The 20,974-nt window shown below is 72.7% G+C and carries 17 protein-coding genes; 2 read left to right on the top strand and 15 right to left on the bottom strand.

The genetic code is table 11. From position 1 onward, the window contains the following. Window positions 1-78 precede the first annotated feature (78 nt). On the top strand, window positions 79-1,503 hold the full coding sequence (locus tag M8J74_RS03615; protein ID WP_249835021.1) for a lipase maturation factor family protein: 1,425 nt from the start codon (window positions 79-81) through the stop codon (window positions 1,501-1,503). Window positions 1,504-1,513: 10 nt separating this feature from the next. Here M8J74_RS03615 and M8J74_RS03610 read toward each other — a convergent pair whose 3' ends face one another. From M8J74_RS03610 to M8J74_RS03570, 9 genes are all read right to left on the bottom strand, one after another. Further along, window positions 1,514-2,764 (bottom strand): alpha/beta hydrolase family protein, encoded by a 1,251-nt coding sequence (locus M8J74_RS03610; RefSeq protein WP_249835020.1) that lies wholly within the window; start codon window positions 2,762-2,764, stop codon window positions 1,514-1,516. A gap of 199 nt (window positions 2,765-2,963) precedes the next feature. After that, complete coding sequence (locus tag M8J74_RS03605; RefSeq protein ID WP_249835019.1) at window positions 2,964-3,797, bottom strand: amidohydrolase family protein; 834 nt, start codon at window positions 3,795-3,797, stop codon at window positions 2,964-2,966. Next, window positions 3,794-4,108 carry an L-rhamnose mutarotase gene (locus M8J74_RS03600; protein WP_249835018.1) on the bottom strand — a complete coding sequence of 105 codons (315 nt, stop codon included), beginning with the start codon at window positions 4,106-4,108 and terminating at the stop codon, window positions 3,794-3,796. Before M8J74_RS03600 ends, M8J74_RS03605 begins: the two co-directional genes overlap by 4 nt. Next, window positions 4,105-5,091 carry an aldo/keto reductase gene (locus M8J74_RS03595; protein WP_249835017.1) on the bottom strand — a complete coding sequence of 329 codons (987 nt, stop codon included), beginning with the start codon at window positions 5,089-5,091 and terminating at the stop codon, window positions 4,105-4,107. The genes M8J74_RS03600 and M8J74_RS03595 overlap by 4 nt, the downstream gene beginning before the upstream one ends. Further along, the gene (locus M8J74_RS03590; protein ID WP_249835016.1) at window positions 5,088-5,843 is read right to left on the bottom strand and encodes an SDR family NAD(P)-dependent oxidoreductase; all 756 of its coding nucleotides are present in this window, start codon (window positions 5,841-5,843) and stop codon (window positions 5,088-5,090) included. The genes M8J74_RS03595 and M8J74_RS03590 overlap by 4 nt, the downstream gene beginning before the upstream one ends. Then, on the bottom strand, window positions 5,840-7,180 hold the full coding sequence (locus M8J74_RS03585) for an L-fuconate dehydratase (RefSeq protein WP_249835015.1): 1,341 nt from the start codon (window positions 7,178-7,180) through the stop codon (window positions 5,840-5,842). Before M8J74_RS03585 ends, M8J74_RS03590 begins: the two co-directional genes overlap by 4 nt. A 32-nt stretch (window positions 7,181-7,212) precedes the next feature. After that, window positions 7,213-8,238: an ABC transporter permease gene (locus tag M8J74_RS03580; RefSeq protein ID WP_249835014.1), complete on the bottom strand. Its 1,026-nt coding sequence runs from the start codon at window positions 8,236-8,238 to the stop codon at window positions 7,213-7,215. After that, on the bottom strand, window positions 8,231-9,733 hold the full coding sequence (locus tag M8J74_RS03575; RefSeq protein ID WP_249835013.1) for a sugar ABC transporter ATP-binding protein: 1,503 nt from the start codon (window positions 9,731-9,733) through the stop codon (window positions 8,231-8,233). The genes M8J74_RS03580 and M8J74_RS03575 overlap by 8 nt, the downstream gene beginning before the upstream one ends. After that, the gene (locus tag M8J74_RS03570; protein ID WP_249835012.1) at window positions 9,730-10,800 is read right to left on the bottom strand and encodes a sugar ABC transporter substrate-binding protein; all 1,071 of its coding nucleotides are present in this window, start codon (window positions 10,798-10,800) and stop codon (window positions 9,730-9,732) included. The genes M8J74_RS03575 and M8J74_RS03570 overlap by 4 nt, the downstream gene beginning before the upstream one ends. 163 nt (window positions 10,801-10,963) lie before the next feature. Here M8J74_RS03570 and M8J74_RS03565 point away from each other — a divergent pair, with 163 nt between their 5' ends. Beyond that, a complete protein-coding gene (locus M8J74_RS03565) occupies window positions 10,964-11,665 on the top strand; it encodes a FadR/GntR family transcriptional regulator (RefSeq protein ID WP_249835011.1) in 702 nt (233 codons plus the stop codon). Between the two features lie 10 nt (window positions 11,666-11,675). On the opposite strand, the gene M8J74_RS03560 is transcribed toward M8J74_RS03565, so the two are convergent. The 6 genes from M8J74_RS03560 to M8J74_RS03535 form a co-directional block, all read right to left on the bottom strand. Further along, on the bottom strand, window positions 11,676-12,356 hold the full coding sequence (locus tag M8J74_RS03560; protein ID WP_249835010.1) for an alpha/beta fold hydrolase: 681 nt from the start codon (window positions 12,354-12,356) through the stop codon (window positions 11,676-11,678). Window positions 12,357-12,751: 395 nt separating this feature from the next. Continuing rightward, complete coding sequence (locus tag M8J74_RS03555; RefSeq protein WP_249835009.1) at window positions 12,752-13,903, bottom strand: RNA polymerase sigma factor; 1,152 nt, start codon at window positions 13,901-13,903, stop codon at window positions 12,752-12,754. Next, window positions 13,896-14,318: a YciI family protein gene (locus M8J74_RS03550; RefSeq protein WP_249835008.1), complete on the bottom strand. Its 423-nt coding sequence runs from the start codon at window positions 14,316-14,318 to the stop codon at window positions 13,896-13,898. Before M8J74_RS03550 ends, M8J74_RS03555 begins: the two co-directional genes overlap by 8 nt. Before the next feature lie 264 nt (window positions 14,319-14,582). Beyond that, entirely contained in the window at window positions 14,583-17,603 is a 3,021-nt protein-coding gene (locus M8J74_RS03545; RefSeq protein WP_249835007.1) for an alpha-mannosidase, read from the bottom strand. 99 nt (window positions 17,604-17,702) lie between these two features. Then, window positions 17,703-19,709 (bottom strand): endo-beta-N-acetylglucosaminidase, encoded by a 2,007-nt coding sequence (locus M8J74_RS03540; RefSeq protein WP_249835006.1) that lies wholly within the window; start codon window positions 19,707-19,709, stop codon window positions 17,703-17,705. Then, window positions 19,706-20,962, bottom strand: a complete 1,257-nt coding sequence (locus M8J74_RS03535; protein WP_249835005.1) for a glycoside hydrolase 5 family protein — start codon at window positions 20,960-20,962, stop codon at window positions 19,706-19,708. Before M8J74_RS03535 ends, M8J74_RS03540 begins: the two co-directional genes overlap by 4 nt. Window positions 20,963-20,974: the final 12 nt, after the last annotated feature.

Here is a 20,974-nt window from a genome sequence, read left to right as displayed (position 1 = left end):
GGTTACGCAGGCGGAAGATGGTTACACGGAGCGTGACGCAGGGTTCCGGCGTGACGATGAAGTGAGGAGCGCACGGCCGTGGACTGGTTCACCGCACCCGCGTACTGGACGAGCCGGCTGGTCTTCCAGCGGGCCCTGGCCGGACTGTACCTCGTGGCGTTCCTCTCGGCGGCCCTGCAGTTCCGGGCGCTCATCGGGGAGCGGGGCATGCTGCCGGTCCCCCGCTTCACCGCCCGGGTGCCCTTCCGGCGCGCCCCCAGCCTGTTCCAACTGCACTACTCCGACCGCTTCTTCGCGCTGTGCGCCTGGACGGGCTGCGCGGTCGCCGCGGCGCTGGCCGCCGGCCTGGACTCCCGGCTGCCCCTGTGGGGCGGGATGCTGCTGTGGCTGCTGCCCTGGCTGCTGTACCTGTCGATCGTCAACGTCGGCCAGACCTGGTACGCGTTCGGCTGGGAGTCCCTGCTCCTGGAGGTCGGCTTCCTCGCCGTCTTCCTCGGCAACGACGAGGTGGCCCCGCCGGTCCTCGTGCTCTTTCTGCTCCGCTGGATCCTCTTCCGCGTCGAGTTCGGCGCGGGGCTGATCAAGATGCGCGGGGACGCGTGCTGGCGGAAGCTGACGTGCCTGTACTACCACCACGAGACGCAGCCGATGCCGGGCCCGCTCAGCTGGTTCTTCCACCACCTGCCGGCGCCCGCGCACCGGGTCGAGGTGGCCGCGAACCACGTCACCCAGCTCGTCGTGCCGGTCCTGCTCTTCACCCCTCAGCCGATCGCCACGGCGGCCGCGTCCCTGATGATCGTCACGCAGCTCTGGCTGGTGCTGTCGGGCAACTTCTCCTGGCTGAACTGGATCACCATCGTGCTGGCGGCGTCCGCGCTCGCGCTCCCCTCCGGCGCCCCGTCGTCCGTGCCGGCCACCCCGCTGTGGTACGAGGTGCTGGTGGCGGCGGTCGCCGTCCTGCTCGTCGCGCTCAGCTACCGTCCCGTCGCCAACATGGTCTCCCGCCGCCAGATCATGAACCGCTCCTTCGACCCGCTCCATCTGGTGAACACCTACGGCGCGTTCGGCAGCGTCAGCCGGATCAGGTACGAGGTGGTGATCGAGGGCACCGCCGACGACGTGCCCCGCGAGGACTCCGACTGGCGGGAGTACGAGTTCCGGGGCAAGCCGGGCGATCCCCGGCGCTGGCCGCGCCAGTTCGCGCCGTACCACCTCCGCCTGGACTGGCTGATGTGGTTCGCGGCGCTCTCCCCCGCCTATGCCGACACCTGGTTCGGCGGGCTGGTGGAGCGGCTGCTGGAGAACGACCGCGACACGCTGCGGCTGCTGCGCCGCTCCCCGTTCCCGCCGGACGAGCCGCCGCGCTTCGTACGGGCCCGGCTGTTCCGCTACCGGTACACGAGTTGGCGCGAGCTGCGGGAGACAGGGGCGTGCTGGGAACGGACCTATGTCCGCGAGTACCTGCCGCCGACACGGCTGGCGGGGGTGGCGCAGCGCTCCTGAACGGGGGTTGTCACGCCGGCCGTTGGGGGAACATCCGCATCTCGGGGTAGCGGCCCGACCTGCCGTCCAGCAGGCCGTCGTCGTCCCGGCCCCGCAGCCAGCGGTCGAAGAAGGCGGCGAGGCAGGCCCGTTCGGCGGCGATGGCGCGCCTCGGCGGGATGGTGCCGATGTTCGCCACGACCGTCTCGCGGGGCAGGCCCAGCCGGTGGGCGAGCTGCGGGATCAGCGCCTCCGCGTCGGTGTACGTCGCGTGTTCCGCGCCCCGCAGGGTCAGGCCCCGGTGCCAGCCTGGGCTGTGCCGCCACAGCGCGTCCCACGACGGCACGCCGTCGAGGTCGTTGCCGTCCATGCCCATCAGCAGGAACGGCCGGTCCAGGCCGTCGGCGGCGACGGTGGAGAGGTTGCCGGGCGTGCTGTCCTGCTGGACGTACGCCAGGACGCCGTCGAGATCGGCCGCCGCCGCGATGCGCCGGTCGTCGTGCATGGCCTGCAGGGCGGTGAAGCCGCCCGCCGACTGGCCGAACATGCCGACGCGGTCCATGTCCAGGGCACCGCTCAGCTCTCCGGGGAGCGCTCCGGGCAGGGCGTCGAGGAGGAAGCGGACGTCGGCCACGCGGACGGCCAGCGTCTTGCGCAGCAGGGCCGTGATGCGGCCCTCGTCCGGGGACGCCTTGTCGTACTCGGCCGGCAGAACGGTCTTCTCGACCCGCCCGTCGGGGAACTGGACGGCCACGGCGTCGTAGGTGTGGTCGAGCATCACCACGACATGACCCCGGGAGGCCAGGTCGTCGCAGAGCGTGGTACCGAGGGAGCGCGGGTCCCCCGCGCCGGGCGAGTAGCAGATCACCGGACGCGGGGACGCGGAGCGGTCGATCGGGGCGCCCTCGTGGGCGTGCGTGCGCGTGGCCGACCAGTCGACGACGCCGGCGGGCACGCCGGTGAAACTGTTGAGGACATCGAACGCGGCGGCCTCGCCCGGAAGCATCTGCGGGGCGGCGGGATGTCCGTCGACGGCGCGGGCCGGGTAGCGGACGCTGACCATCAGCTCCCGGTACGGCCGGGACGGGACCCAGGGGTCGCTGCGGGTGCGGTCGACGAGGCGCAGGGAGAGCGTCCCCACGGGGTGCGGGCCGCTCGGCGGCGGCAGGGTCGGCTTCAGCAGGCCCGCTGTGCGGGGGGCCGCGGACGCGGTGCGCGCGGTGATGCCGGGCAGGAGGGTGGCGGCGACGGCCGAGAGCAGGGCGGCGCGGCGGGTCAGCATGGCGGGCCTCTTCGTCTGTGGGGTTTCCGCTGTCTGCGGCTCCTCCAGGGTTGTGGATCACGGCGGCCGCCACCATCCGGTGGGCCGGTCGACGGGCCTGGGGGTTAACCCGTACGCGGGGACCGCGGGTGGCGGCGACGATCAGCTTCGTCGGCAGGGGGATGACCCCGTTCGGCTCGCTCCTCGGCGGCCGGTCGGGTCATAGCCGGTAGACGCGGGTCGCGGTGCCCTCCAGGATCTGCGTGCGCTCGGACACGCCCAGACCGGCGGTCAGTTGCCGCGTCGCCTCCACGACGTCGCCGTAGGGCGCGGCGAGGGTGCACACCGGCCAGTCGGAGCCGAACATCAGACGGCCGGGGCCGAAGGCCTCCAGGGCCGTCTCGGCGTACGGGCGGAGGTCGTCGAGCGTCCAGGCGGCGGGATCGGCCTCGGTGACCAGGCCGGAGAGCTTGGCGACCGTGTTGGGGAGGCCGGCCAGGGCCCGCAGGTCGGCCGCCCAGGGGTCCAGGGCGCCGGAGGCGATGGGTGGCTTGCCCAAGTGGTCCAGGACGAAGATGAGTCGGGGAAGGCGCGCCGCCGCCTTCGCGCAGGCCGGGAGCTGGTGAGGCAGGACCACCAGGTCGTAGACCAGGCCGGCCTCGGCCACCGCGGTCAGGCCGCGCAGGACGTCGGGGCGCAGCAGCCACTCGGGGTCCGGCTCGCCCTGGACCTGGTGGCGGATGCCCTTGAGCCGGGCGCCGCCGGGGAGCGCGCGCAGACGGGCGAGTTCGTCGGCGACGTCTGGGCGGGTGAGGTCGGTCCAGCCGACGACGCCGGCGACGAGGTCGTGCGCGTCGGCCAGGCCCAGGAGTTCGGGGGTCTCCTCGGCGACGGTGACCGTCTGGACCAGGACGGTACGGTCGACGCCCGCCGCCCGGGCCTCGGGTCCGAGGTCGGCGACCGTGAAGTCCCTCCGTATGGGACTGTGTTGGGGAATCCAGTCCTGGTCGCGGACCGACAGGTCCCACACGTGGTGGTGGGCGTCGACCGTCATGGCAGCTCCCAGACCACGGGCAGGCCCGCGTCCGCGCCCTCGCCGGAGTAGTCGTGCACCACCTCCAGCAGCTCCGCCATACGGGCCTGCCAGGCGACGTTGACCGGCAGTCGCTCCAGCTCCGCGAGGAGGCGGGCGTAGTCCTCGCACTCCAGGACGTGGAAGAGGTCGGTGCCGCTGCGCCAGATGGTCCAGGACGCGGCGCCCGCCGCGCGGATGGCGTCCGTGAGCTCCTCGGGGACCTCCCGGTGGGCGGCCTCGTACTGGGCGACGCGGTCCGCGCGGACCTTGGTGTGCAGGGCGACTCTCACGACGGCTCCTCCTCGGGAACGGGGGCCTCGGCGGGCAGGAGCCGCTCCGCGCGCAGTTCCTGCCACAGGTCCGAGGGCACCTTCGCGGCGAACTGCCGCGCGTTGTCGCGTACTTCGTCGGCCGAGCGGGCGCCGACGAGTACGCTCGCGACCGCCGGATGCGCGGCGCAGAACGCCAGGGCCGCGGCCCTCAGGGTGGTGCCGTGCCGTTCGGCGATCGCCTTCAGGCGCAGGGCGCGGTCCAGCAACTCGCGGGGTGCGCTGGCGTAGTTGTAGGTGGCGTCCGGCTTCGGGTCCGCCAGCAGGCCGGAATTGAAGGCGCCGCCGATCACCACCGACGTGCCGCGTTCCTCGGCCGCCGGCAGCAGCTCGGTGAGCGCCCGCTGGTCGAGGAGGGTGTAGCGGCCCGCGCACAGGACGACGTCGACGTCGGTGTCGCGGACGAAACGGGTGAGCATCTCGGCCTGGTTCATGCCGGCGCCGATCGCGCCGACCATGCCCTCGGAGCGGAGTCTCTCCAGCGCCGGGTAGCCCTCCCGGAACGCCTGCTCGGCGTGGTCGTCGGGGTCGTGCAGGTAGACGGCGTCGACGCGGTCGAGGCCGAGGCGTTCCAGAGCTGCCTCCAGGGTGCGTCGTACGCCGTCGGCGCTGAAGTCCCACACGCGGCGCTGTGTGGCGGGCACGGCGAAGCCGTTCGCCAGGTCGTCGCCGCCCTCGTCCGACGGCTCCAGGCGGCGGCCGACCTTGGTGGAGATCGTGTAGTCCGCTCGGGGGTGGGCGCGCAGCGCGGCGCCGAGGCGGCGTTCGGACAGTCCGAGGCCGTAGTGCGGGGCGGTGTCGAAGTAGCGGATGCCCTCCGCCCAGGCGGCGGACACGGCCTCGTGCGCCTGCTCCTCGGTCACCTCGGTGTAGAGGTTGCCGATCACCGCCCCGCCGAAGCCGAGGGCGCTGACCCGGACGCCGCTCCTGCCGAGGCGGTTCACCGGCCCACCGGCCTCAGGCGCAGGCCCTGCATGCCGCCGTCGACGGCGAGCGAGGTGCCGGTGGTGGCCCCGGACAGCGGGCTCGCCAAGTAGGCGATGGCACCGGCGACTTCGTCCGCCGAGACGAGCCGGCCCGTGGGCTGGCGGGCCTCCAGGGCGGCGCGTTCGGCGGCCGGGTCGTCGGCCCTGTCCAGCAGGCGGCCGATCCACGGGGTGTCCGCCGTACCGGGGTTGACGCAGTTGACGCGGATGCCCTCGCGGACGTGGTCGGCGGCCATGGCGAGGGTGAGGGAGTACACGGCGCCCTTGGCGGCGCTGTACAGGGCGCGCTGCGGGAGGCCGGCCGTGGCCGCGACGGAGCAGGTGTTGACGATCGCCGCGTGCCGCGACGCGCGCAGGTGCGGCAGGGCGGCGCGGGCGACGCGCACCATGCCGACCACGTTGACGTCGAGGACCCGGTGCCACTCGGCGTCGTCGTTGTCCTCGACGGTGCCCTGCGCGCCGATGCCGGCGTTGTTGACCACCACGTCGAGGCCGCCGAGTTCGGCGACGGCGGCCGCGACCGCTTCCCGTACGGACGTGTCGTCGGCGACGTCGGCCCGGAAGCCCAGCAGCGGCTTGTCCACCAGGGACGGGTCGAGGTCGAGGACGGCGACCTGCGCGCCGCGGGCGGCGAGGAGGTCGGCCGTGGCCCGTCCGATGCCGGAGGCTCCGCCCGTCACCAGGGCCTTCAGTCCCGCGAAGTCGGTCATGCCGCCCGTCCCTTCTTCTCGTCGAGATCGGCGGCCCAGAAGGTGCCGCCGGGGAAGGTGTACCGCGCGATGGACTCCGGTCGCATGGCGGCCGAGAAACCCGGCGCGGTGGGTGCCGTGTAGTGACCCTCGCGGATCATCACCGGATCGAGGAAGTGGTCGTGCAGGTGGTCGACGTACTCGATGACCCGGTCCTCGGTGGTGCCGGTGACCGCGACGTAGTCGAACATCGACAGGTGCTGGACGAGTTCGCACAGGCCGACGCCGCCGGCGTGCGGGCAGACCGGTACGCCGAACTTGGCGGCGAGCAGCAGGATCGCGAGGTTCTCGTTGACGCCGCCGACGCGGGCCGCGTCGATCTGCACGACGTCCAGGGCGCCCGCCTGCAGCAGCTGCTTGAACACGACGCGGTTCTGGACGTGTTCGCCGGTGGCGACCTTGACGGGGGCGACGGCCTCGCGGACGGCGGCGTGCCCGAGGACGTCGTCGGGGCTGGTGGGCTCCTCGATCCAGTACGGGTCGAACTCGGCGAGTGCCTTGGTCCAGCGGATGGCCTCGGCGACGTCCCAGCGCTGGTTGGCGTCGATCGCCATGCGGACGTCCGGGCCGACGACCGAGCGGGCTACCCGGCAGCGGCGGATGTCGTCGTCGAGGTCGGCGCCGACCTTCAGCTTGATCTGCGTGAAGCCGTCGGCGACCGCCTGGGCGGCGAGCCGGGTGAGCTTCTCGTCGCTGTAGCCGAGCCAGCCCGCGGAGGTCGTGTAGGCGGGGTAGCCGTGTTCCAGCAGCCGACCCGTGCGCTCCTCCGCTCCCGCGCGGCCCCGGCGCAGGATGTCCAGTGCCTCCTGGGCGGTGAGCGCGTCGGTCAGGTAGCGGAAGTCGATCTGGCCGACCAGCCATTCGGGGTCGGACTCGGCGAGCAGCCGCCACAGCGGCTTGTCGGCCCGCTTGGCGGCCAGGTCCCACACGGCGTTGACGACCGCGCCGATCGCCATGTGCATCACGCCCTTCTCGGGCCCGAGCCAGCGCAGCTGGCTGTCCCCGGTCAGGTCCCGGTACACCACTCCCGGATCGGCGCACACCTCGTCCACGAGCCGTCCCACCACGTGGTGGCGCAGCGCGTGGATCGCGGCGACCTGGACCTCGTTGCCCCGCCCGATGGTGAAGGTGAACCCGTGCCCCTCCGGGCCGTCCTCGGCGTCGGTGCGCAGCACCAGGTAGGCGGCCGAGTAGTCGGGGTCGGGGTTCATCGCGTCGGAGCCGTCGAGCTCGCGCGAGGTGGGGAACCGGATGTCGTAGGTGTCGACCGCGGTGATACGGGCGGGCGTCGAGGACACGGAGGGCCTTTCGTTCGGGGGCTGGGGCGGGGTCAGTCCTGGGCGCGGCCGGTGGTGAGACGGGCGATCAGCAGGGCGATCAGGATGATTCCGCCGTAGATGGCCTGGATCCAGTACGGCTGGACCTGCGCCTGGGTCAGCAGGTTGTCGACGGTGCCCAGCAGCAGGACGCCGGTCAGGGCGCCGAACATGGTGCCCTTGCCGCCGTCGAGGCTGATCCCGCCGATCACCGCCGCGGCGAACACCGTGAAGATCATGTTCTGGCCCTGGTTGGCGTTGATCGCCCCCACGTAGCCGGTCTTCATGATGCCGCCGACCGCGGCGAGCACGCCCGCGCTCACGTACACGCCGAGCATCACGCGGTCCACCCGGATGCCGGCCGCCCGGGCCGCCTCGGCGTTGCCGCCGATGGCGTACAGGGCGCGGCCGACCCGGTGGTAGCGGAGCACGGCGCCGGTGACGGCGAAGCCCGCGGCGGCCACCCACACCGAGACCGGCACCTGCAGGAACGTGGTGGTGTGGATCGCGAAGAAGGCGTCCGGCATGTCGAAGAGCGTCTTGCCCTTCGTGGCGCCGACCAGCACGCCGCGCAGGACGATCAGCATCGCGAGCGTGACGATGAACGCGTTGAGCCGCAGCTTCACCACGAGCAGGCCGTTGAAGAGGCCGACCGCGCCGCCCACCACCAGGATGGCCGACATGGCCAGCCAGGTGGGCAGTTCGACGCCCCAGCCCGCGCTCGCCGCCGGCAGCACGAGCAGCGCGCCCACCGCGGGGGCGATGCCGACCACCGATTCCAGGGAGAGGTCGAACTTGCCGGTGATCAGGACGAGGGCCTCCGCGAGGACCACCATCGCCAGGGACGCCGAGGACGCGGCGATGGAGATGAGGTTGTTCTTCGTGAGGAACGAGTCGTTGACGAACGCTCCGATCACGAGAACCGCCAACAGGGCCGGCAGCAGCGCGAGTTCGCGTGCCCGTCGCAGCAGTACGGCCCGCGCCGACCGGGCGTCGGGCAGACTGACCGGCTTCACCGGCGGAGCCTTGGTGTCAGCCATGGTGGTCCACTCCTTCGATGGAGGCGATCAGCTCGTGGTCGCGCCAGCCCGCCGGGTGCTCGGCGACGACACGGCCGTGGAAGAGGACGAGGACGCGGTCGCAGCGCCTCAGGTCGTCGAGTTCGTCGGAGACGACCAGGACGGCGGTGCCGTCCTCGCGGGCGCTGTCCACGCGGGCCAGCAGTGACTCCTTGGACTTCACGTCGACTCCGGCCGTGGGGTTGATGAGGACCAGCAGCCGGGGCTCGGAGGCGAGGGCGCGGGCCATGACGACCTTCTGCGCGTTGCCGCCGGACAGGTCGGAGACCGGCTGGTCGGGGCCCTCGGTGTGGATGTCGAGGCGGTCGATCAGCCCGGCGGCGAAGCCTCGCCTGCGGTCGGTGCCGATGAGGCCGAAGCGGCCGAGCCGGCCGAGGACACTCATGGTGGCGTTGTCGCCGACGGACATGGAGCGCACCAGACCCTGGTCGTGCCGGTCACGCGGGACGCAGCCGATACCGGCCGCGAGCGCGGCCGGCACGGAGCCGAACCGCAGCGGTGCGCCGTCGAGGCGGGCCGTTCCGCCGGTGGGGGCGCGCAGGCCCGCGAAGGCCTCCGCGAGCTCGACCTTGCCGCTGGCGCTGGAGCCGGCGAGCCCGACGACCTCGCCGCGCCGGACGGTCAGGTCGATGTTCTCGTACGTCTCCGAGGTGAGCCCCTGTGCCTGGAGCAGGACGGGCGCGTTGTCGTCCACGAGCCGTTCCTGGACGGCCTGTTCGGCGATCGCCTCGATGCTCTCGCCGGCCATGGCCTCGATCAGTGCCGCCCTGGGCAGTTCGGCGACCGGGGCCGTGGTGATCCAGCGGGCGTCGCGCAGCACGGTGACGGTCTGGCAGACCTCGTAGACCTCCTGCAGGTGGTGCGAGATGAACAGGAAGGTGACGCCGGAGTCCTGCAGGCCGCGCATGCGGGCGAAGAGCCGCTCGATCTCCCGGTTGTCGAGCTGCGCGGTGGGCTCGTCGAGGACGATGAACCGGGCGCCGAAGCTCAACGCCCGGGCGATCTCGACCATTTGGCGGTCCTCGACCTTGAGGTCGGCGGTGCGCGCCTCGGGGTCGACGTGCACGTCCCAGGTGTCGAGGAGCGCGGCCGCCTCGCTCTTCAGCCGGCGCCAGCTGATGAGCCCGCGGCTGAGCGGCTGCCGGTTGATGAAGAGGTTCTCGGCGACCGTCAACTCGGGCACGACGGTCGGGTGTTGGTAGACACAGGCCACCTTGCGGCGCCAGGCGTCGCGGTCGGCGAGCGTGGGGGCCGGTTCGCCGTCGAAACGGACGGTGCCCTCGTCGGGCGCCTGGAGTCCGGTGAGGATGGTGACCAGGGTCGACTTGCCGGCGCCGTTGCGGCCGACGAGGGCGTGGGACTCGCCGGGCAGCACGGTGAGCCGGCCGTCGGCGAGGGCGGTGGTGGGGCCGTAGCGCTTGACGATGTCGCGGGCCTCGACGAGTGGGGTCGTCATTTGACCGTGTTGCCCCAGAGCTTGGGGTCGTCGACGTTGTCCTTGGTGACCAGCGGGGCGGGCAACTGGTCCTCGAGGATGCCGCTGGGCAGCTTGACGATGGTGGAGTCGTGGTCGGTGGGGCCGGGCCGGAAGGTCTTCCCCTGCATCGCCGCCTTGATGTAGTACATGCCGTACTTGGCGTAGGCGTCGGCGGGCTGGGAGACGGTCGCGTCGATCTCGCCCTTGCGGATGGCCTCGAACTCCTGCGGGATGCCGTCGTTGGAGACGATGACGATGTGGCCCTTGCTACCGGCCGCCTTGAGCAGGTGCTTCGACTTCAGGGTCTGCAGGGTCGGCGCGAGGTAGACGCCGCCGGCCTGCAGGTAGATGCCCTTGATGTCGGGGTTGGCGTTGAGCAGGGTGTCGAGCTTCGAGGCGGCCGTGTCGGACTCCCACTTGGCGGGGATCTCCAGCACCTTCAGCTTGGGGTACTTCTTCTTCACGCAGGAGCGGAAGGCCTCGGAGCGGTCGCGGCCGTTGACCGAGGCCAGGTCGCCCATGATCTGCACGACCTTGCCGCTGGTGATGTGCGCCCCGAGGTAGTCGCAGGCCTTGGTGCCGTAGGCGACGTTGTCGGCGCGTACGACCATGGCGACCTTGCCCTTGTCGGGCGCCACGTCGACGGCGACGACCGGCACCCCCTTGCGCTCGGCCTGCTTGAGGCCGGCCTCGATGGCGGCGCTGTCCAGGGGGGCCACGACCAGGCCCTTGACACTCTGGTTGAGCTGGTTGTCGATGTCGGTGATCTGCTGCGAGGGGTCACTGTTGGAGTTGACGGTCTTGAGCGCGTCGACCCCTTCGGACTTCGCCATCTTCGGCACGTAGTCGTTGTACGACTGCCAGAACGGCGAGGTCAGCAGGGGCAGGATCACCCCGACCTTGCCGGTGCCGCCGCCTCCCGTGCTGCCGGAGGCGGTGTCCTTGGTGCTTCCGCACGCCGCGAGCGCGAGCGAGGCGCTCGCGGTGACCGCGACCGCTGCGACGATCCGAACTCTGTTCCGCTTCCCCACTGTCCTGCCGGGCATCTGGCGGCTCCTCGTTGAGCGTGTTCGAGCAGATGCCCGCATACTTATCAGACCACTCTCGCGAAACAACACCCTCTGGCGGCAGATTTTCGCGATTTCGGCCGTAGTGGTCCGACCACCTTGACGGTTAGACTGCGGCGCACCCGGTGAGTGGAGGAATGGCGTGGACGAGACAGCCCCGCAGAAGGGCACCGTGACGCAGCGCGCCATCGAGCAGATCAAGGCGTTCATCGCGGAGGGCCGGCTGGAGCCGGGCGAGCGCCTGCCCACCGAGCGCGACCTGGCCGTGCAGCTCGGCATCTCCCGCAGCTCGATGCGGGAGGCGATCCGCGCGCTGACCGTGCTCGGCGTGCTGGAGGCGCGGCACGGCTCCGGCATCTACGTCACCCAGCTGGAGGCCGGTGACCTGCTGGAGACCTTCGGCGTCGTCGCCGACCTCTCGCGGGGCCCGGCGCTGGTGGAGCTGCTTCAGGTGCGGCGCATCCTGGAGTCGACGGCGACCGCGCTGGCGGCGGCCCGTATCACGCCGGACCAGCTGGCCGAGGTGGAGAAGCACCTGCTGGCGATGAACGCCACCGACGACCCGGAGGAGATCCTCGCCCACGACCTCGCCTTCCACCGCGAGATCGCGGCGGCGGCCGGCAACGACACCATGGCGGCCATCCTGGAGGGCCTGTCGTCACGGACCTTCCGTGCCCGGGTGTGGCGCGGCTACCAGGAGGAGGGCGCCTTCGAGCGGACCCGGCGGGAGCACGCGGCGATCCACCGCGCCCTGGTGTCGCGCGACCCGGAGGCGGCACGGGCGGCGGCGGCCGCGCACGTGGGCGAGGTCGAGGAGTGGCTGCGGGCCCAACTGGGCGTCTGAGAAAGGTCGTTCACGCGCTCCCCGTTCTGTTCCCCTCGGGGGCGGCGAGTTCGACGAGGTGGCGGGCGGTGCCGTCCGGGTCGACGATCTGGTGCAGATGCTCGCCGGGCAGGTGGGTCACGCGCCAGCCCCGTTCGCGCGCCTCGGCGGCCGGGCCGTCGTAAGGAGGGCCGAACAGCAGGTACGAGCAGGGGTGGTCGTCCCAGCCGACGGGGACCGGGATGCGCTGCTCGTAGTAGGACAGCGGGAGGCTCGGCTGCTCCGCCACGACGGCCCGCCGCAGCGCCGGGTTCGGGAACATGGGCGCCACGTCCGCTTCCTCCCACCAGTCGGTCCACCGCGGCAGCCGGCCGTCGACGGCCAACGGACGCAGGAAGTCGAGCAGTTCGGGAGTGGCGACCGGAGTCGGCCCGCTCCGGGCCGGCAGGGCGGCGTCGACGAAGACCGTGCCCACCACGGGACGGTCGAGGGCCGCCCGCGTCACCGGGACGAACAGACCCGCGTTGCTGTGGGCCACGAGCACGACGGGCCGGCCGGCCGGGACCCGCCGGAGATCGTCGCGGACCGCGTCCACCACGCGGGGCCAGAACGGCGGAGCACCCGACCCGACACCCAGCAGGGTTGGCACCCGCACCTGGTACCCCGCCGCCACGAGCCGTTCGGCCACCGGACGCCACGTCGAGGGGCCCACGGACGGACTGTGCACGAGAACGAAGATCGGCCGCATACGACGATCCTGTCGCCCCCACCCCCACGAGCGCGACACAATCGGCCGACAGCAGAGCGACCGACGCCGGCGCCACGCCTCCCAGCCCGTCCGGCGTTTGAGGACGAGGCGGCCTGGGGGCGGAGCGCCGGTGCCGAGCAGCCACCCTCGGCCGACGCCGGCGCAGCGTCTCCCAGCCCGTCCGGCGTTTGAGGACGAGGCGGCCTGGGGGCGGAGCGCCGGTGCCGAGCAGCCACCCTCGGCCGACGCCGGCGCAGCGTCTCCCAGCCCGTCCGGCGGTTGAGGACGAGGCCCGTTCCGGGCCGAACGGGGGCCTGGGGGCGGAGCCCCAGCGCGGGGCCCCCGGCAACGGCGCCCGGTCAGTTCCGTCGGTCGCTTCGGGAGTTGAGGCGGGCCGCCTGGCGGGTCAGGTGGTCGCGTTCGGCGAGGTTCGGGGCCTTGTGCGCCGCCTCGGCGTACAGCCGGGCCGCCGTGGCGAGGTCGCCGTCACGTTCGTGGAGGTAGGCCGCCACCGCCGTGTGCCGGGGCAGGTCGGTGTCCAGTTCCGCGAGCGCGGCCAGACCGGCGCGCGGTCCGTCCGCCTCGCCGACGGCGACCGCGCGGTTGAGCCGGACGACGGGGCTGCCGGTCAGCCGGGCGAGCTCGTCGTACCACTCGACGATCTGCACCCAGTCGGTCTCCTCGGCGGTGGGCGCATCCGCGTGCAGGGCGGCGATGGCGGCCTGCGCCTGGAACTCGCCCAGCCGGTCGCGGGCGAGGGCCGCCTGGAGGATGGCGACGCCTTCGGCGATCAGGCGCGTGTCCCACCGGCCGCGATCCTGCTCGGCGAGCGGGATCAGCCCGCCGTCGGGCGCGGTCCGGGCGGCGCGCCGGGCATGGTGGAGCAGCATCAGGGCCAGCAGCCCGGACACCTCGGGGTGGTCGACGACGGCGGCGAGCTGCCGGGTGAGCCGGACGGCCTCGGCGGCGAGGTCGACGTCGCCGGAGTAGCCCTCGTTGAAGACCAGGTAGAGGACACGCAGCACGGTGGCGACGTCGCCGGGCTGGTCGAAGCGCACGCCGGACACGGTCCGCTTGGCGCGGCTGATCCGCTGGGCCATGGTCGCCTCGGGCACCAGGTAGGCCCGGGCGATCTGCCGGGTGGTCAGTCCGCCGACCGCGCGCAGGGTGAGGGCCACGGCGGAGGACGGGGTGAGCGAGGGGTGGGCGCACAGGAAGTAGAGCTGGAGCGTGTCGTCCACGGCGGGCGCCGGGCCGGCAGCCGGTTCCTCCTCGACGCGGTCCTCACGACGGCGGCGCGCGGTGTCCGCGCGGGTCTGGTCGAGGAACTTGCGCCAGGCCACGGTCACCAGCCAGCCCTTCGCGTCGCGCGGCGGGTCGGCGGGCCAGACGCGAAGGGCCTCCACCAGCGCGTCCTGCACGGCGTCCTCGGCCGCCGCGAAGTCGGCTCCGCGGCGGACGAGGACGGCGAGGACACCCGGCGTGAGGCTCCTGAGCAGCGCCTCATCCACTGGCGTGGCAGTCCGCGTCGGTGGGCGAGGCGGCGTAGAACGGGCGCAGCTCCAGCCACTCGTGGATCGGCTTCCCGCCGGCCCCGGGCGCGGCCGACAGCTCGCCCGCCAGCTCGACGGCCCGCTCGTGGCTGTCGACGTCGATGACCATCCACCCGGCGATGAGGTCCTTGGTCTCGGCGAACGGCCCGTCGGTGACGGGCGGGCGCCCCTCACCGTCGTAGCGCACCCAGGTCCCCTCGGGGGCGAGCGCCTGCCCGTCGACGTACTCCCCGGTCTGCACCAGCCGGTCCGCGAAGTCCCGCATGTACTGCATGTGCGCCGAGATCTCCTCCGGCGTCCACTGCTCCATGGGGACGTCGTTCACCGCGGCCGGGGCGCCGCGGTAGTGCTTCAGCAGCAGATACTTCGCCATCGGGGTTCTCCTCGGTCCTGGTGCGACCCATTGTGGCCGCGTTCACCCCTGGGACGGAGCAGCGCCGCTGTTCTCGACATCGCCGAGCGAATTTTCTTCCGGCGTGGCGATGTACGGCGCGCTGGTGCTCGTACCCCGCGGAAAGCCGCAGGTGATGCCGGGTGTCACGGGCGGGGTCGACATGTTCCTGGGCCACTACGGCGCACGGGCCGACAGGAGCCGAGGACCCGCCTGAGGAGGACGGTCCGTCCGGTCGGTGTCTGCCTACACCCTCCGCATCCGCAGCGTCACCAGCTCGAAGGGACGCAGGCGTACGGCGACGCGCGCGCCGTCGCGTTCCACCGCGGCGCCGTCCGCCGACGGCCGTTCCAGGAGGTCGGTCACCGTGACGTCGGCGACCTCGAACCCGGCGGTCAGCACGGCCCGGGCGCGTCCGCCGTGGGCCTCGTGGAAGCGCACCACCACGTCCCCGCTGCCGTCGTCGGCGAGCTTGACGGCGGTGAGCACCACCGCCTCCTGATCGACCGTCACCAGCGGCGCGACCTCGCACGCGCCCTCGATCCGCCGCTCCGGGACGTTGATGCGCCAGCCCTCGCGGACCGCGTCCCCGATGCCCGCCCCGACCACCAGCGCGTGCCGGAAGCGGTGCACCCCCTGGTCGGTCTCGGGGTCGGGGAAGCGCGGAGCCCGCAGCAGGGACACGCGGACCGTGGTCGTCGTGCCGCGGTCGCCGTCCGTGCGCACGGTACGGGTCACGTCGTGGCCGTAGGTCGAGTCGTTGACGACGGCGACACCCCAGCCGGGCTCCTCCAGATGGACGAAGCGGTGGTTGCAGGCCTCGAACTTGGCCGCCTCCCAGGAGGTGTTGGTGTGCGTGGGGCGGTGGAAGTGACCGAACTGGGTCTCCGACGCGTACCGTTCGGCGTGCACGTCGAGCGGGAAGGCGAGTTTGAGGAACTTCTCCGTCTCGTGCCAGTCCACCTCCGTGTCCAGCACCAGCCGCCGCTCGCCGGGCGGCAGCGACAGCACCTGCGTGACCCGCGACGCGCCGAAGGTTCGCACGACCCGCACCGACATACCGTCCGCGCCGGGGCTCACCTCGTCGGCGTCGGTGAGGTCGGTGACCGTGTTGCGGTAGAACTCGTCGACGTCCCAGGCGTCCCACATGTTCGGGAAGTCGGGGTGGAGCTGCAGGAGGTTGGCGGGGCGGCCGGGGGCGATCGTCTCGCGGTCGGCCGCGATGTCGTGGGCGGACACGACCAGGCCCCGGGCGTCGATCTCCACCCGCAGCAGACCGTTGTCGAGGACGTGCCCGCCGCCGGGCCGGGGCGCGAGGCGGGTCGCGCCCTGGGGCAGCGCCGTGCCCGCGCCGCCCGCGGGGACGCCGGCGCGGGTGTGCGGCGCGGCGTTGAAGACGAGCGGCGTCGACCCCTCGCCGGCGAGGGCGCGTTGGGCGGCGTCGATGACGGCGTTCAGTTCGGCGGCGACGCGTTCGTACGTCGCCCTCGCCTCCCGGTGCACCCAGGCGATGGACGACCCGGGCAGGATGTCGTGGAACTGGTGCAGCAGCACCGTCTTCCAGATCCGGTCCAGCTCCTCGTACGGGTAGGGGAACCCGGTGCGGACGGCGGCCGTGGCCGCCCACAGTTCGGCCTCGCGCAGGAGGTGTTCGCTGCGGCGGTTGCCCTGCTTGGTCTTCGCCTGGCTGGTGAGCGTGGCGCGGTGGAGCTCCAGGTAGAGCTCGCCGACCCAGACGGGCGGTTCGGGGTACTCGGCCTCGGCCTTCTCGAAGAAGTCCCGCGGCGTCTCCCAGGCGACGGTCGCCGAGCCCTCCAGGTCGCGCACGCGGGCCGCCTTGGCGACCATCTCGCGGGTGGTGCCACCGCCCCCGTCGCCCCAGCCGGTCGGGGCGAGCGAGTGACGGGCGACGCCCTTGTCCTTGAAGTTACGGGCGGCGTGGGCGAGTTCGGAGCCCTTCATGGAGCAGTTGTAGGTGTCGACCGGCGGGAAGTGGGTGAAGATCCGGGTGCCGTCGATGCCTTCCCAGCGGAAGGTGTGGTGCGGGAACTTGTTCGTCTGCGACCAGGAGATCTTCTGGGTCAGCAGCCACTTCGACCCGGCCGCCTTGATGATCTGCGGCAGTCCGGCCGCGAAGCCGAAGGTGTCGGGCAGCCAGGCCTCCTCGTTCTCGATGCCGAACTCGTCGAGGAAAAACCGCTTGCCGTGCACGAACTGACGGGCCATCGCCTCCGAGCCCGGCATGTTGGTGTCCGACTCCACCCACATGCCGCCGGCCGGCACGAACCGGCCGTCGGCCACGGCCTCCTTCACCCGCGCCCACACCTCGGGCCGGTGCTCCTTCACCCACGCCCACTGCTGGGCCTGGGACATGGCGAAGACGAAGTCGGGCTCGTCGTCGAGGAGCGCGGTCATGTTGGAGGTGGTGCGGGCGACCTTGCGGACCGTCTCGCGCAGCGGCCACAGCCACGCCGAGTCGATGTGCGCGTGGCCGACCGCGCTGATGCGGTGGGCGGAAGGAGCGGCGGGGGTCGCCAGCACCTCGGCCAGCCGCGAACGGGCCGCCGCCGCGGTGGCGTTGACGTCCTGCAGGTCGATCGCGTCCAGCGCGCGCTCCACCGCCCGCAGGACGTCCCAGCGCCGGGCCGACTCCACCGGCAGCTCGGCCATGAGCTCGCCGAGCACCTCCAGGTCGATGACCAGCTGCCACACGGTCTCGTCGAAGACGGCGAGGTCCATGCGGGTGAGGAGGTACTGGGGGGCGCTGCCGGCGGTCTCCTTGTCGCCCAACCGGGTCGGCAGGAAGGGGTGGTAGTCGAGGATGACAGGGTTGGAGGCGGCCTCGACGTGCAGGCGCACCTCCTCGCCGCCTTCGACGGGGGCGCCGATCCGCACCCACTGGTTGCGCGGGTTGAGGCCCTTCACCGGGGTGCCGTCGGGCCGGTAGACCAGGCCCTCGCACTGGAAGCCGGGCATGTTCTCGTCGAAGCCGAGGTCGAGGATCGCCTCGACGGTCTTCCCGGCCCACGCCTCGGGCACCGTCCCGGTGACCCGGAACCAGCTGGTCCCCCACGGGGCACCCCAGCGGGCGCCCACCGCGATCGGCTCGGGCTCGGCGGCCAGCCCCTCGGCGACCGGCACCGGCTCACCGGGCGCGTTCCACACCGCGACCTCCAGCGGCACGGACTCGGGGTACACGGCGGGGCGGAGGCGCTCGTCGAGGACGCGCTTGAGGCGGGCTTCGACCAGGGTGCGGTCGTCATGCATGCGGGTGCTCCGTAGGTGTTCCGGTGACGGGTGATCACAAGGTGCGGGTGGTTCCCGGTGCGGGTGGAACCAGGTGTGGAGGGTTCCCGGTGAGGGTGGTCACCAGGTGTGGGTCACGGTGACGGGGGCCGACGAGGTGTAGAGCTCCCCCACGGCACGCAGCTCCAACCGCGCTGCCTGCTCGCCCTGTTCGGGCCGCAGACCGGTGAGGAAGTACGCGCGCTGGCAGGTCGCGCCGAGGAAGCGGCGGGTGCCGTCGGCCAGGAGGCGGTGCAGGGTGTAGTGGCGTACGTCGCCGGGCGCGGCGGTCCAGGCGAGGCGCAGGTCGCCGCCGGAGGCCGCCGTGACGCGCAGGCCGGAGGGGGCGGCGGGAGTGACGACGGCGTCGCGGACCGTGAGACCGCCGAGCCGCCACCTGACCGGACCGGCGGTCGCGGTGAGCCGTACGGCGATCGAGTGGACCGTCCCCGACAGCCCCGTGAGCGGGACGGTCACCGTCTGCCAGCCGTCGACCGAGTTCACGGGCAGATACGTGTACGGCGGTGTCGCACCCGGTGCGTCCGGTTCCGCCAGGGCGACCGCGAGCTCGACGTTCACAGCCCCGGCGTCCGTGCGGTGCGTCAGCTCCACGACCGTGTCGGCACCGGCCGGCAGCCGTGTCGCGTACAGCTCGACCACCGTCGGAGCGTCCAGTTCGCCGTCGACGAGCACGCTGCTGCCGCCCCGCCACGCGTCCGCGAAGTCGAACGACACCGCCGGCCGGGCCCCGGCCGTCCGCACCACCCACCGCCGTGACGGCAGCCGGTCCTGGAGGCCGAGGTGGTTCCACGGCGTGTCCGAGGTGACGGCCCCCTCCTCGTACCAGCGCAGCCCGTGCCCGGTGTTGAAGGTGCTCGCGAAGGGCATCCCGCTCACCGTCGACCGGTCCGCGACCGACACCGCGGGCGCCCGCCAGGGGTCGGCGGTGTCGGGCCGCGACGGGTCCAGTGAACGCCCGGTCCAGAAGCGGTCGTCGGCGGCGTGGAAGTCGCCCGGGGTGCGCGAGGCCGGCAGGTGGTTGCGGGTCCACTCGGGCCGGTAGAAGCCGAGGGAGGTGATGTGCGCCTTGCCGCCGGGCACGATCGCGTCCCAGTTCACGGACGTGTCCGACCCGTTCGACTCGACATCGACGCCCGCCCACAACTCGTAGCGGCTGCGGCCCAGTTGCTCGGCCTTCTGTCCGGAGGAGGCGAGGCTGCCCGCGCTCCAGCGGAAGTCGACGAACATGTCGTCGGCGGCCTGGAAGAACGCCTGGTTCTGGCTGTTCAGCGCCCCCTGCCAGCTCACCGCGCCGTTCACGGTCATGGCGTCGTACCAGGTCACCCGCTGCCCGCGGGCCTTCGCCAGGGCCTTGAGCTCCTTGACGAAGCCGAGCATGTCGGCGCCCAGCGCCGTGTTGCCGCCGCCCGTCTCGGCGTTCACGAACCAGCCGTCGAAGCCGTACGCGGCGGCCACGGCCACCAGTTGCGCGGCGAGCGGACAGTGTCCGGCGGCGTCCTTCTGCACCAGGTCCCGGGTCCACTGCAGCTGTCCGCCGTAGGCGACGGGCGGCAGGAAGACGTTGCCGAGCACGGGGACGCCGTGGCGGTGGGCGGCGTCGACGATCGGCGCGTTCGGGGCGAGGATCAGCCCCTCGCCGGAGGAGCCGCCCCAGAACACCAGCTCGTCGAGGTAGGCCCAGTGTGTGAGGGCGTAAGTGTCGGCGGTGGCCGAGCCCTGCGAGGGGTTGGCGGACGTCGGCCCGAAGGACACCAGCGACTGGACGCGGGCCTGGCCCGAGCGGGCGGTCGTGTTCGCCGGGGTCGGGGTGAAACGGGGTGCGAGCGGGACGGCGGCGGCGTTGAAGGCGAGGTCCGGGTCGCCGGCGGCCGTCCAGGACTTCAGGCTGCGCCAGGTGATGCCGGTGCCCGGCGAACCGGAGGGCAGGGAGTCGGGGTACCAGTACGAGGCGTACGGCGGGGTCGCCGCGGCGGTGGTCCTCGGGGCCGCGGCGGCGGGCAGCGGGGGCAGCAGGGCCGCCGCGGCGCCGGCGCCGGCGAGCAGGACGGTGCGTCTGGTGGGGTTCACGAGCTGGTGCCTCCTTGTGGGGTGGGGAGTACCTGTTCGGGAGTGACGACTTCGGTGATGCCGCGCGCGGCGAGGTGCTCGCCGTCGTCCGCGCGGGTGTCGAGGACGGTCGTGGGCCGGGCGCCGTCGGCGGTGAGCCGGAAGAAGGCGTCGAAGACCGGGCCGCCGGGGGCACAGCGGGAGCGCGAGGCGGGCTCGGCGGGGACCACGAGCGCGGTGGTCCGGGGCGCGGGCGCCGGGTGCTCGCGGGAGGCCGCCGCGGCCAGCACCCGCGCCGTGTCCTTCGGGCGCCGGTCGTTGGTCAGCAGGCCGAGCCCGTATTCGAGTTCGGGGAAGTCGGCGAGCTGCCGGGACACGTCGTGGGAGCACCACCAGGTGATGCCCCACAGGTCGGGGCAGTCCAGGGCGTTCGCGACGGTCGCCTCGGTGAAGGCGGCGGCGTGCACGGGCGGGATCAGCGGGGCCGGTGCGCCGACCTCCTGCAGCCAGACCGGGCGGTGCGGGTCGCCGGCCCAGGCCTTGGAGAGTTCGACGAGGTAGGCGGCGTGGTGCTCGGTGGGGACGGCGGACCGGCCGTGGCGCTGGGCGGTGCCGTTGAAGACCCAGGAGTGCACGGCCGTCAGCGCCCCGTGCCGGGCGGCCTGGGCCGGGGTGAACGGCATGTCGTCCTGGTACCAGGTGGCGTCGTACTCGGCGTGCAGGTGGAGCCTGCCGGGGGCGCCCTTCTCGCAGGCGGCCAGCATGCGCTCCAGCCAGGCGTCGATCTCGGCCTCGGTCGCCCGGTCGGGGTCGGGGTGCGGGCCGGCGGAGAACTGGTTGACCTCGTTGCCGAGGGTCATGCCGAGGAAGCCCGGCCGGTCGGCGAGCGCGGCGGCGAGGGTGCGCAGGTACTCGGCCTGGCCGTCGAGGACGTCCGGGTCGGTGAAGAGGTTGCGCCGGTGCCAGGTGCGCGTCCACGCGGGCAGGTAGTCGAAGCTGCTCAAGTGCCCTTGCAGTCCGTCCACGTTGACGTCCAGTCCGCGCTCGGCGGCCGCGTCCACGAGCTGCACGAGCTGCTCGACGGCCCGTCCGCGGATCAGCGTCCGGTTGGGCTGGAAGTACGGCCACAGCGGGAAGACGCGGATGTGGTCCAGGCCCAGTGCGGCGATCGAGTCGAGGTCGGCGCGTACGGAGTCGGGGTCGAAGTCGAGCCAGTGGTGGAACCACCCTTCGCTGGGGGTGTAGTTGACGCCGAAGCGCACGGCAGGAGGCATGCGGTGTCCTTG

This window comes from Streptomyces panaciradicis, from assembly GCF_023516615.1.
Taxonomy (GTDB): domain Bacteria; phylum Actinomycetota; class Actinomycetes; order Streptomycetales; family Streptomycetaceae; genus Streptomyces; species Streptomyces panaciradicis.
This window is presented reverse-complemented; position numbering and strand designations above follow the sequence as displayed.